The 10,788-nt window shown below is 71.2% G+C and carries 9 protein-coding genes; 2 read left to right on the top strand and 7 right to left on the bottom strand.

Annotated elements, in window-relative coordinates; translation table 11 throughout:
* The first annotated feature begins 526 nt into the window (after positions 1–526).
* The gene (locus ACFWY5_RS03195; protein WP_379630417.1) at positions 527–4,051 is read left to right on the top strand and encodes a discoidin domain-containing protein; all 3,525 of its coding nucleotides are present in this window, start codon (positions 527–529) and stop codon (positions 4,049–4,051) included.
* Between the two features lie 45 nt (positions 4,052–4,096).
* On the opposite strand, the gene ACFWY5_RS03190 is transcribed toward ACFWY5_RS03195, so the two are convergent.
* From ACFWY5_RS03190 to ACFWY5_RS03170, 5 genes are read right to left on the bottom strand one after another with little or no spacing between them, the layout of a single operon-like run.
* Positions 4,097–4,771: a molybdate ABC transporter substrate-binding protein gene (locus ACFWY5_RS03190; protein WP_379630416.1), complete on the bottom strand. Its 675-nt coding sequence runs from the start codon at positions 4,769–4,771 to the stop codon at positions 4,097–4,099.
* The gene (otnK, locus tag ACFWY5_RS03185; protein WP_379630415.1) at positions 4,768–6,024 is read right to left on the bottom strand and encodes a 3-oxo-tetronate kinase; all 1,257 of its coding nucleotides are present in this window, start codon (positions 6,022–6,024) and stop codon (positions 4,768–4,770) included. The genes ACFWY5_RS03190 and otnK overlap by 4 nt, the downstream gene beginning before the upstream one ends.
* Complete coding sequence (locus ACFWY5_RS03180) at positions 6,021–6,650, bottom strand: hypothetical protein (RefSeq protein ID WP_379630414.1); 630 nt, start codon at positions 6,648–6,650, stop codon at positions 6,021–6,023. Before ACFWY5_RS03180 ends, otnK begins: the two co-directional genes overlap by 4 nt.
* Complete coding sequence (locus ACFWY5_RS03175) at positions 6,647–7,393, bottom strand: hydroxypyruvate isomerase family protein (protein WP_379630413.1); 747 nt, start codon at positions 7,391–7,393, stop codon at positions 6,647–6,649. The genes ACFWY5_RS03180 and ACFWY5_RS03175 overlap by 4 nt, the downstream gene beginning before the upstream one ends.
* Before the next feature lies 1 nt (position 7,394).
* Entirely contained in the window at positions 7,395–8,339 is a 945-nt protein-coding gene (locus ACFWY5_RS03170; protein WP_379615121.1) for a phosphoglycerate dehydrogenase, read from the bottom strand.
* 88 nt (positions 8,340–8,427) lie between these two features.
* Between ACFWY5_RS03170 and ACFWY5_RS03165 the strand changes: the two genes are divergently transcribed.
* On the top strand, positions 8,428–9,111 hold the full coding sequence (locus ACFWY5_RS03165; RefSeq protein ID WP_379615123.1) for a GntR family transcriptional regulator: 684 nt from the start codon (positions 8,428–8,430) through the stop codon (positions 9,109–9,111).
* Here ACFWY5_RS03165 and ACFWY5_RS03160 read toward each other — a convergent pair.
* On the bottom strand, positions 9,108–9,341 hold the full coding sequence (locus tag ACFWY5_RS03160; RefSeq protein ID WP_184958363.1) for a hypothetical protein: 234 nt from the start codon (positions 9,339–9,341) through the stop codon (positions 9,108–9,110). The genes ACFWY5_RS03165 and ACFWY5_RS03160 overlap by 4 nt on opposite strands.
* A 13-nt stretch (positions 9,342–9,354) precedes the next feature.
* Positions 9,355–10,701, bottom strand: coding sequence for a TRAP transporter large permease subunit (locus tag ACFWY5_RS03155; protein WP_379615126.1), 1,347 nt, complete (start codon positions 10,699–10,701; stop codon positions 9,355–9,357).
* Positions 10,702–10,788 lie beyond the last annotated feature (87 nt).

The raw sequence follows: 10,788 nt of genomic DNA, 5'->3' as shown, positions 1-10,788 counted from the left end.
CGCGAGACGCGGAAACAGCACGGGCGTGGGAGCCATGCGGCGCGCACGGGTCGCGCCCGGCGCAGGGCATGTGCGCCGGGCGGGTGGCGCGCAGCGCGGAAGTCGCGCATGGTGAGCAGGCGCGGGCCAGGGACACCGGGACGGGAGAGACGCGGAAACAGCACGGGCACGGGCGTGGAAACCACGCGGCGCACAGGAGTGGCCGTGTGGCGTGTGGGTGCCGGGCGGGTGGAGCGCGGCGCGGAAGCCGCGCATGGCGTGTGGGCGCGGAGCGAGGCGCGGCCAGGGGCGCGGGGCGGGTGAGTGCGGGGCGCAAAACCACGTCATGGGCTTGCGTGGGCTTGCGGGGGTGTGACGTAAGCCCTTGCGCGCGGGTTCAGGGAATTCCCGGCTCATCTGGCCAGTCCAACTAGCCTTGGAACGCTCCCACCGCCTTGTCGAAAATTTGCGCAATCCAGTCGAAATATTGCGGTCATTTGTTCGTCATCTTATGGTTTGGCCACCCCCCGTCACGAAGGGCCCGCCCATGAGACGCATGCTTGCGTTACTCGCACTCGCCTTATCCTTCGTTCTGACGCCCCACCCGGCCCAAGCCCAGGCAGGCCCCAACCTCGCCCTCGGCAAGCCCGCTTCGGCCAGCAGCTTCACCGACGTCTACCCCGCCCCCAGAGCCACCGACGGCGACCAGTCCACATACTGGGAGTCGGCCAACAACGCCTTCCCCCAATGGATCCAGGTCGACCTCGGCGCCGCCGTCACGGTCGATCAGCTGGTGCTCAAGCTGCCCACCACCTGGCCGAGCCGTACCCAGACGATGACCGTGCAGGGCAGTACCAACGGGACGACCTTCACCACCATCGGCGCCCAGGCGACCCGCACGTTCAGCCCCACGGCGACCATCGACCTCACCGCGGTCAGCACCCGCTACGTGCGCCTGTCCATCACGGCGAACACCGGCTGGCCGGCGGGTCAGATCTCGGAGTTCGAGGTGTACGGCCCGGCCACCGGCCCCGACACCCAACCCCCGACGGCCCCGGGCAACCTGGCCTTCACCGAGCCGGCGAGCGGCCAGATCAGGCTGACCTGGCAGGCCTCCACCGACAACGTCGGGGTGACGGGATATGAGATCTACGCAAACAACGACCTAAGGGCCACAGTAGGCGGAAATATCCTGGCGTATACGGATAGTCAGCCGCCCACCACCACCATCTCCTACTACGTGAAAGCCAAGGACGCGGCCGACAACCGCTCCCCCGAGAGCGACACGGTCACCCGGTCAGGCGGCGGCGGCAGCAACCTCGCCCTGAACAAGCCGATCACCGCCAGCGGCTCCACCTGGGTCTACGTCCCGGCCAACGCCAACGACGGCAACCTCGCCACCTACTGGGAAGGCGGCGGCGGGTACCCGAACACGCTCACCGTCGAGCTGGGCGCCAACGCCGACGTCTCCGCCCTCGTGCTCAAGCTCAACCCCGACGCCGCCTGGGCCACCCGCACGCAGACCCTCCAGGTGCTCGGCCACGACCAGAACACCTCCGGCTACACCGTCAGGAAGGAGAGCGCCGCCTACACCTTCAACCCGGCCTCCGGCAACACGGTGACGATCCCCCTGAACGCGCGCCTGGCCGGCGTGCGGCTGTCGTTCAGCGCCAACACGGGGGCGCCGAACGGCCAGGTGGCCGAGTTCCAGGTGATCGGCACCCCGGCGCCGAACCCCGACCTGACCGTCACCGGCATGTCCGCCTCGCCCGCGAACCCGGTGGAAAGCGACGCCGTCACCCTGTCGGCCACTGTCAAGAACATCGGCACCGAGCCTTCCGGCGCCACGGACGTCAACCTGTACCTCGGCACCGCCAAGGCGGGCACCGCGAACGTGGCCGCACTGGCCGCCGGAGCCTCGGCCACGGTGTCGGCCAACATCGGCACCCGCCCCGCGGGCTCGTACCCGCTGTCGGCGAAGGTCGACGAGGGCGACTCCGTCATCGAGCAGAACGAGGGCAACAACACCTACAACCACCCGAACCCGCTGACCGTCCGGCCCGTGGACAGTTCCGACCTGCTCGCCGCGCCGGTCGGCTGGACACCGGGCAACCCGGCGGCCGGTGACACGGTCACGTTCTCCGTCGCGATCAAGAACCAGGGCAACCTGGCCTCGGCCAGCGGCGCGCACGGGGTCACGCTGACCGTCGCCAACGAGTCCGGCACCGTCATCCGCACGCTGACCGGCTCCCACTCCGGCGTCATCAACGCCGGCGCCACCGCCCCGCCGACCACGCTCGGCACCTGGACCGCGGCCAACGGCAAGTACACCGTCAAGACCGTCATCGCGGACGACGCCAACGAGCTGCCGGTCAAGCGGGCCAACAACACCACCACGCAGACCCTGTTCGTGGGCAGGGGCGCCAACCTGCCCTACGACATGTACGAGGCCGAGGACGGCGTGCCCGCCGGCGGCGCGCAGCTCGTGGGCCCGAACCGCACCATCGGCGACCCGGCCGGCGAGGCCTCGGGACGGCGCGCGGTCCTGCTGAACTCCACCGGCGCCTCGGTCGAGTTCACCACCAGGGCGCCGGCGAACACGCTGGTCACCCGCTACTCCATCCCCGACGGCACCACCTCGACGCTGAACGTCTACGTCAACGGAACCTTCCTCAAGGCGATCAACCTGACCTCGAAGTACGCCTGGCTCTACGGCGACGAGGCCAACCCGAGCAACTCGCCCGGCGCCGGCCCGCCCCGCCACATCTACGACGAGGCCAACGTGACGCTCGGCACCACCGTGCCGCAGGGCAGCAAGATCAGGCTGCAGAAGGACGCGGCCAACGGCGGCACGTTCGCGATCGACTTCATCAACCTGGAGCAGGCCACGCCGCAGGGCAACCCGGATCCGGCACGCTATGCCGTACCGGCTGGATTCACGCACCAGGACGTGCAGAGCGCGCTCGACCGCGCCCGCCAGGACCCCGCGCTCGTGGGCGTCTACCTGCCCGCGGGCGACTACCCGACCGCGCAGAAGTTCCAGGTGTACGGCAAGGCCGTCAAGGTCACCGGCGCCGGCCCGTGGTTCACCAGGTTCCTGTCGCCCTCCGGGCAGGAGAACACGAACGTCGGGTTCGACGTGCAGAGCTCGGCGGGCGGTTCGTCGTTCAGCGGGTTCGCCTCGTTCGGCAACTACGTGATCCGCAACGACGGCCCCGGCAAGGTCTGGGACCTCAACGGCGTCGCGAACCTCACCATCGACAACGTGTGGGTCGAGCACCAGATGTGCATGCTCTGGGGCACCAACATGCGCAACCTGACCGTGACGAACTCGCGGGTGCGTGACACGTTCGCCGACGCGATCAACCTGACCAACGGCAGCTCGGACAACACGGTCAGGAACGTGGAGGCGCGCGGCACCGGCGACGACAGCTTCGCGCTGTTCGCCGCGATCGACATCAACAACGCCGACCAGACGGGCAACGTCTACGAGAACCTGACCTCGACCCTGACCTGGCGGGCGGCCGGCGTGGCCGTGTACGGCGGGCAGGACAACGTGTTCAGGAACATCTACATCGCCGACACCCTCGTCTACTCCGGCATCACGGTCAGCTCGCTGGACTTCGGCATCCAGATGCGGGGCTTCGGCCCCACGCCGACCCGGTTCGAGAACATCTCGATCGTCCGGGCGGGCGGGCATTTCTGGGGACAGCAGACGTTCCCGGCGATCTGGTTGTTCTCCGCGTCGAAGGTGTTCCAGGGCATCAGGATCAGCGACGTGGACATCGTGGATCCGACGTACTCGGGGATCATGTTCCAGACGCAGTATCTGGGCGGCCGGCCGGTGAACCCGATCACCGACACGGTCCTCACCGACATCTCGATCAGCGGCGCGCGCAAGTCCGGTGACGCCTTCGACGCCAAGTCGGGCTTCGGCCTGTGGGCGAACGAGCTGCCGGAGCCCGGCCAGGGCCCTGCGGTGGGCTCGGTGACGTTCAACGGGCTGCGCTTCAGCGGCAACCACACCGACATCCGCAACACGACCTCGACGTTCACCATCAACGTGAACTGAGCGCGAGGGGTGCGGGCGGGCGCGCCCGCACCCCTTGGATTTCGGTCAGGGCAGCTCCAGGCCGGTCCGCTCGTAGGCTCGCCGGGCCTCGTCGGAGGTGAGGAAGGCGAGGAAGGCGGCGGTCTCGCCGTTCTCCGCCGTGGCGGCCACGGCGGAGAACTCGCTGTAGTGCTGCACCTCGGCGGGGAACGGCCCGGCGATCCGGGCGTCCGGGACGAAACGCAGCTCGCTGAGCTGCTGGATCGCCACGTCGGCACGCCCGTCCACCACGGCGTGGGCGATGAAGCCCTTGTCGATCACGGTGGCGCGGGCGTTGACCTCCTCGGCGATGCCGAGCTCCTCGATCAGCCGGGCGAAGTAGATGCCGCTCGCGCCGGTGCGCGAGTAGGCCACGCTGCGGGCGTCGAGCAGGGCCGCCTTGAACGCGTCGAGCGTGGTGACGTCCGGGAGCCGCGCGCCCGGCGGCACCGCCAGGCCCACGCCGGTCTTCGCGATCGCCGTCCTCGTGGACAGGTCGAGGACGGCACTGCCGTTCAGCTCGTCGAAGGAGGAGGTGACGGCGATCATCACGTCGGGGCGCTCACCTGCCCGGATGCGGGCCATCAGCTGCGTGGTCGGGTCGTAGACGCCGTCGACCGCGATGCCGGTCCTGCCGGTGAACTCCGCGAGGAGCACGTCGTCGAAGGCCTTCTTCACGGCCAAGGTGCTGAACAACTTCATGGGGTCTCCGATCGTGAGGCGTCGAGCAGCAGGCCGGGCTCGCCGAAGTTGCCCGACTTGAGGAGAAGGCTGAGGGACGGGGTGAAGATCCAGGGGACGCCCCGGGCCGCCTCGGGCCCGATCACGCCGCCGGTGACGCCGAGCGCGCGGACGACCGCGCCCGAGGTCTCGCCACCGGCCGCGACCAGCCGGGTGACACCCCGCTCGACCAGGCCGCGGGCGATCCGGCCCAGCGCGGACTCCAGCAGCCCGGCCGACCGCTCGCGGCCCAGCACGCGCTGGACCTCGCGCAGTTCGGCCGGGGGCAGGCTGGAGTAGATCAGCGGGGCGCCGTCTTCGGGCCGCTGGGCGTCGTACCAGGCCAGGGCGTTCGCGGCGAGCGCCTCGGGGTCGGGCTCGGCGAGGGCGTCCAGGCGGTGGGCGGGCCGTCCGTGCTCGATCACCGCGCGGACCTGTTCGAGCGTGCGCGCGGAACAACTCCCCGCCAGTACGGCCGCGCGCCCCGCCGGCACGTGCGCGGGCGGGTCCCCCGCGGCCTCGTGGATCTTGCCGACCTCGTGGGCCAGGGCGAGTCCGGCGGCGAGCCCGGCCGCCCCCGCGACCAGGCGCAGGCCGCCCAGCGCCTGCCCGGCCGCGGCCAGGTCGCCGTCCTCGACCGCGTCCACCAGGGCGTACCGGACGCCCTCGCGCCGCAGGAGTTCCAGCCGCCTGCCGATGGCCGCCGGTCCGCCGCGTACCGTCTCCAGCGGGACCACCCCGGCCCGGTACGCGGACTGGGCTTCGAGGACGCGTGGCAGGTAGGAGTCGGTCATCGGCGTGAGCGGGTGGTCGCGCATGTGCGACTCCGACAGCAGCCGCTCACCCGCGAACAGGTAGCCGAGGTACTGGGTACGGCCGTGCTCGGGCGAGCTCGGGGTCATCGCGACCAGCGGCGCGTCGAGGGCGTCGGCCAGGGCGTCGAGTACCGGGCCGATGTTGCCGTCCGGGGTGGAGTCGAAGGTGGAGCAGTACTTGAAGTAGACCTGGCCGACGCCGTGGGCGCGCAGCCAGTCCAGGGCGGCGAGCGACTGCTCGACGGCCCGCTCGCGGGGGGCCGTGCGCGTCTTCAGCGCGATGACGACGGCGTCGTGCGGGGTCGAGCCGGTGCCGGCGGCGGGGGTGCCGAAGAAGAGCAGGGTGCGCAGGCCGTGCCGGTGCAGCGCGACCGCGACGTCGGTGGCGCCGGTGACGTCGTCGGCGATGGCGCCGATCACGGCCGCTCGCCGCCCAGGACGGCGCGCCGGAGCGCGGCGGCGGCGGTGTGCGGGCCGGAGATCACCGGGAGGCCGAGCGACCTGGCCAGTTCCGCGGCGGCCGGGGCCAGCGAGTACTGGGCGAGCACCACCGCCTCCACCCCGTTCGTGTGAGGGGCACAGGTGTCGTGGAGGGCTCGGGCCAGCGCCCGCCCGTCGCTGACCTGGAAGGCGGCGAGGCTGACCACGCCGTCCACGGCCACGCCCGGCGCCGCCCCGGTCAGGCGGGCGACCGAGTCGGCCAGCGCTTCCTCCAGGCTGGCCACGGTCAGGACGCGCCGGTATCCGGACTCGGCCACCTTGGTGAAGGCGGCGTCGTCGGGGGCCAGGACGGGGACTCCTCGGGCGGCCGATCGGGCGGCTTCGCCGTACAGGGAGCAGGTCAGCAGCACCCCGTGCGCGCCCGCGTCGACCGCGTAGCCGATGAGGGCGGACATGCGCGCGCTCGGCCCGCCCGCGCGGGCGTCGGCGAGGAGCTTGTCGTCGAGCAGGTTCCAGGGCTCGGCCTCGGGGAACGCGTCGGCCAGGCCCGCGACGGCGGGGGCGATCGCGGCGGGGGTGGCGCTGATCAGCGCGACGCGGGTCATCCGGCCAGCTCCTCGATCCAGCCGAGGCCGTCGAGCGTGCGGCCCTGGGGCTGGTACTCGCAGCCGATCCAGCCTCCATAGCCGTTCTCGCGGATGGCGGCGAAGACCGCGCGCCAGCCGATCTCGCCGGTGCCGGGCTCGTGCCGGCCGGGCGGGTCGGCGACCTGGTAGTGGAAGGTGTACGGCGCCAGCTCGCGCACCTTGGTGATCAGATCGCCCTCGTCGACCTGCGCATGGTAGAGGTCGAACAGCACACCCACGTGGTCGGCGTCGAGCGCCTCGGCCACGGCGGCGGCCTGCGCCTGGGTACGCAGGACGCGGCCGGGGCTGTCGCGGTGGTTCTGCGCCTCCAGCACCAGGCGTACGCCGCTGCCGCGCGACTGGCCGGCGGCCCAGGCGAGGTTGGCGACCAGGCGGGCCTCGGCGCGCTCGCGGACGACGCCCTCGGGCCGGGTGCCGGCCCGGACGTGGACGAGGCCGGCGCCGAGCGCGAGCGCGTACTCCATCGCCCGGTCGAAGCCCTCGCGGAAGCCGGCGGCGCGGCAGGCGTCGGCGCCCTGCGGCGTGTTGATGAGCACCTGTTCGAGCCCGGCTTCGCGCAGGCGGCGGACGAGGCCGGCGGGGTCGTGGGCGTAGGGGTCGGGGTATTCGACGCCCTCGAAACCGGCCGCGGCCGCGGCGTCGAAGCGCGCCTCGAACGACAGCTCGGTGAACAACCACTTCAGGTTCGCGTCGAAGCGCATGTCAGGACACCTTCGGGGGGTTGACGGTGAAGGCGGGGGCGCGGCCGTTCAGGACGTCGATGACCGCCTGCGCGGCCATCCGGCCCGAGCGGGCGCGGGACTCGGCGGTGGCGGCGCCGACGTGGGCGGTGACGATCACGTTGTCGTGCTCGCGCAGGCGGCTGGCGGCGGGCAGCGGCTCGACCTCGACCACGTCGAGCGCGGCGCCGGCCAGCTCGCCGCGTTCGAGGGCGTCGGCCAGCGCGTCCTCGTCGATCACGCCGCCGCGGGCGGTGTTGATCAGGTAGGCGGTGGGCTTCATCGTGGCCAGTGCGGCGGCGTCGATCAGGTGGCGGGTGGAGGCGTCGAGGAAGATGTGGAGGCTGACGAAGTCGGACCGGCGCAGCAGCTCGGCCAGCGGAACGGCGCGCACGCCGGTGCGGGCGGCGAAGTCGAGGTCGAGGTCGGGGTCGTAGGCGAGCACGTCCATGCCGAGCAGGCTGCCCAGCTCGGCCACCGACTTGCCGATGGCGCCGAGACCCACGATGCCCAGGGTCGCCCCCGCCAGCTCGCGGCCGCTCGGCTGCTCCCAGCCGCCGCTCCTGACCGAGCGGATGTTCTGGGGCAGCAGCCGGGCGCAGTTGAGCATCAGGGCGAGGGTGTGCTCGGCGACCGCGCGCCGGTTGACGCCCGGAGTCGGGCATACGGCGATGCCGCGTTCGGTGGCCGCTTCGGTGTCGATGTTGTCGTAGCCGGCGCCGGTGCGTCCGATGACCTTGAGCTTCGGTGCGGCGGCGAGGACCTCGGCGGTGAAGGCGTCCGTGCCGGCGACCACGCCGTCCACCTCCCGGACGAGGTCCACGAGCCGGCCGGAGCGCTTGTGGACGACCTCGAAGCCCTCCTCCCGGAGCAGCCGGTCGACCTGATCGCCGGGCTGGAGCCAGGCAGTGGTCACGAGGACACGCATGAGGAAGATCCTTTCCATTAAAACTATACTATAGCGATAGATCCTAGAGTCGATCGCCTGGGATAATCGGCTCGACGAGAGGAACGTGATGTCCGAGGCCCGCAAGAAGAAGCAGCCCCTTGCCGACCAGATGTACGAGGTGCTTCTCGACCAGTTCATGACCGGAAAGCGGACTCCCGGCTCCCCTCTGAACATCGGCGCCCTCTCGCGCGAACTCGACGTCAGCCAGACCCCCCTGCGCGAGGCCCTCGCCCGGCTGGAGCACACCGGCCTGGTGGTCCGCGAGGCGCTCAAGGGCTACCGGGTCGCGCCGATGTTCACCGACAGGGAGATCGGCAAGCTGATGGACGCCCGGCTGGTCCTGGAGCCGGCTTTGGCCTACGAGACCTGCCGGCGCACCACGCCGGAGTTCCTGGAGGAGCTGCTGGAGGCGGTCGAGGAGCTCGACCGCTCGGTGGGCCTGGCCGACACCGAGTCGAGCTCCTTCCGCTCCTACTGGGCGGCCGACGACCGCTTCCACGGCCTGATCGCCCAGCAGTGCGACAACCCGTTCCTGGAGACCGCCTACCGCTCGCTCAACGGCCAGGTGCAGCGCTTCCGCCTCTTCTCGCGGCTGGGCAACACCGGCGCCGGGCACGCGGCCAGGGAGCACCGCGCGATCTACGAGGCCCTGGCGGAGGGCAACCCCGAGATCGCCTCGATCCGGATGCGCGAACATCTGCAGAATGCCAACCGGCGCAGGAAGCAGCGGCCCGTCGCGGCGACCGGCTAGACGAGCTCCTCGGTGTCCTTCGCGTCCTTCGTGTAGAGCTGCAGGAACGAGACGATCCCCGCCAGCGCGGCCACGACGCAGGTCCAGTCGGCGAAGTCGCCGCCGAAGAACGACGTCAGGCCGGGGCTGGCGATCAGGATGCCCGCCACCTGGAAGAACGTCACGGCCACGCCGCCGAGCACGAAGGTGATCAGCAGCAGCCTGAAGACGGTGAGCAGCAGCGCGTACATGGGACTTCCTCCTTTAGAACGGGATCCACAGCAGGCTCAGCGCGACCACGATCCCGGCCACGAAGGACGGGACCAGGTAGTAGCCGATGACCGGCCGGAAGATCTTCACCGGGTCGCTGCCGGCGATCCCGGCGGCGACGTAGAGCGGGGCCGCGCCGGGCGGGGAGCAGCCTTCCGCGCTGGCCCACACGATGAGCGCGGCGTAGGCGAGGTGCGGCTCGATGCCGGCGCCGGTCAGCGCCAGGAACCCGACCGAGCCCACCGCCGCGATCGTGGCCGTCGTGCTCAGCGGCCCGGACACCAGCAGGACGACCAGGCCGACGACCACCACCACGACCGGCGCCGGCACGCCCTGCATCCGCTGGATGAGCGGCGCGAGCTGCTCCCCCAGGCCGAGCGTGGACAGCGCGGCGGACGCGGCGAAGGCCGAGACCATGGTCAGCCCCACGACGGCGAACTTGGGGCTGATCTCGCCGAGCATCTCCCACCATTCGCCGGTACGGCGCGGCAGCCGTCGCCACCCCACGATCACCCCGACGACCAGCATGAAGATGGGCAGCCAGAAGAGCACGGGGATCGTGTCGGCCGCGTCCTCGCCGATCCGGCCGACGACCCACTGCGCGCCCGCGCCGGCGGTGGCCAGGATGGGCAGCGCGACCGCCGCCAGCACCAGCAGCGAGGGCCAGCCGGCGCGCAGGGTCGCGGCGAGCGGGTGCACGTCGTCCGGGTCCATACGGTCGACGCCGCGCCGCCGGACGATCACGTACGCGATGCCCAGCCGCATCACGACGGTCCACGCGGCGACCACGAACATCGGCACGATCATCTGGTCGGCGTTCAGCACCGGCGCGACCGTCGGGGCGGCGAGCAGCAGGAAGAACGCGCCGCTGAAGGGGAAGACGGCGCCGACGCCCGCGTTGCCGGAGATGACCAGGGCGGCGGTGTCGCCGCTGGTCTTCGAGCGCTTCATCCACGGGATCGCGATGGAGCCGATGGTGGCGGCGATGGCCGCGCCGTTGTGCGCCACGGCGCCGAACGCGCCCGAGCCGACCGTGGCCGCGTAGAGCGCGCCGCCGCGGCGCCGGCCGAGCAGCGAGCTGAGGATGTCGATCAGCCGGCCGATGAGGCCGATCCTGGTCAGCAGTTCGCTGACGAAGACGAAGGTCAGCGCGGCGTACGTGACCTCGGACTTCATGCCTTCGATCAGGCTCTCCCAGGCGAGCGCGGGTGCGCCCAGGCCGGCGAAGGCGGTGCAGGCCAGGAAGCCGACGAACATGGACTCGGCGATGTTGCGCTTGAAGGCGAGGTTCCAGATGACGATGACGGCGATGAACGCGGCCAGCGCGAGGATGGCGCTCATGGAATGGGGGTGCTCCTCGAAATAAAATACTATAGCGACATGTGATGGAGTCTCCTCGGCTTGGCACGCAGCGTCAAGGCCTCGGTA

The sequence above is a fragment of the Nonomuraea sp. NPDC059007 genome (assembly GCF_042740555.1).
GTDB lineage: Bacteria > Actinomycetota > Actinomycetes > Streptosporangiales > Streptosporangiaceae > Nonomuraea.
The sequence above is the reverse complement of the archived record's forward strand: the minus strand, read 5'-3'. Positions and strand labels throughout refer to the sequence as shown.

Coding starts and splice junctions, on each gene's coding strand:
- ACFWY5_RS03180 (WP_379630414.1), bottom strand. CDS start 6,650: ATGACCCGCGTCGCGCTGATCAGCGCCACCCCCGCCGCGATCGCCCCC.
- ACFWY5_RS03175 (WP_379630413.1), bottom strand. CDS start 7,393: ATGCGCTTCGACGCGAACCTGAAGTGGTTGTTCACCGAGCTGTCGTTC.
- ACFWY5_RS03160 (WP_184958363.1), bottom strand. CDS start 9,341: ATGTACGCGCTGCTGCTCACCGTCTTCAGGCTGCTGCTGATCACCTTC.
- ACFWY5_RS03155 (WP_379615126.1), bottom strand. CDS start 10,701: ATGAGCGCCATCCTCGCGCTGGCCGCGTTCATCGCCGTCATCGTCATC.
- ACFWY5_RS03165 (WP_379615123.1), top strand. CDS start 8,428: ATGTCCGAGGCCCGCAAGAAGAAGCAGCCCCTTGCCGACCAGATGTAC.
- ACFWY5_RS03170 (WP_379615121.1), bottom strand. CDS start 8,339: ATGCGTGTCCTCGTGACCACTGCCTGGCTCCAGCCCGGCGATCAGGTC.
- ACFWY5_RS03195 (WP_379630417.1), top strand. CDS start 527: ATGAGACGCATGCTTGCGTTACTCGCACTCGCCTTATCCTTCGTTCTG.
- ACFWY5_RS03190 (WP_379630416.1), bottom strand. CDS start 4,771: ATGAAGTTGTTCAGCACCTTGGCCGTGAAGAAGGCCTTCGACGACGTG.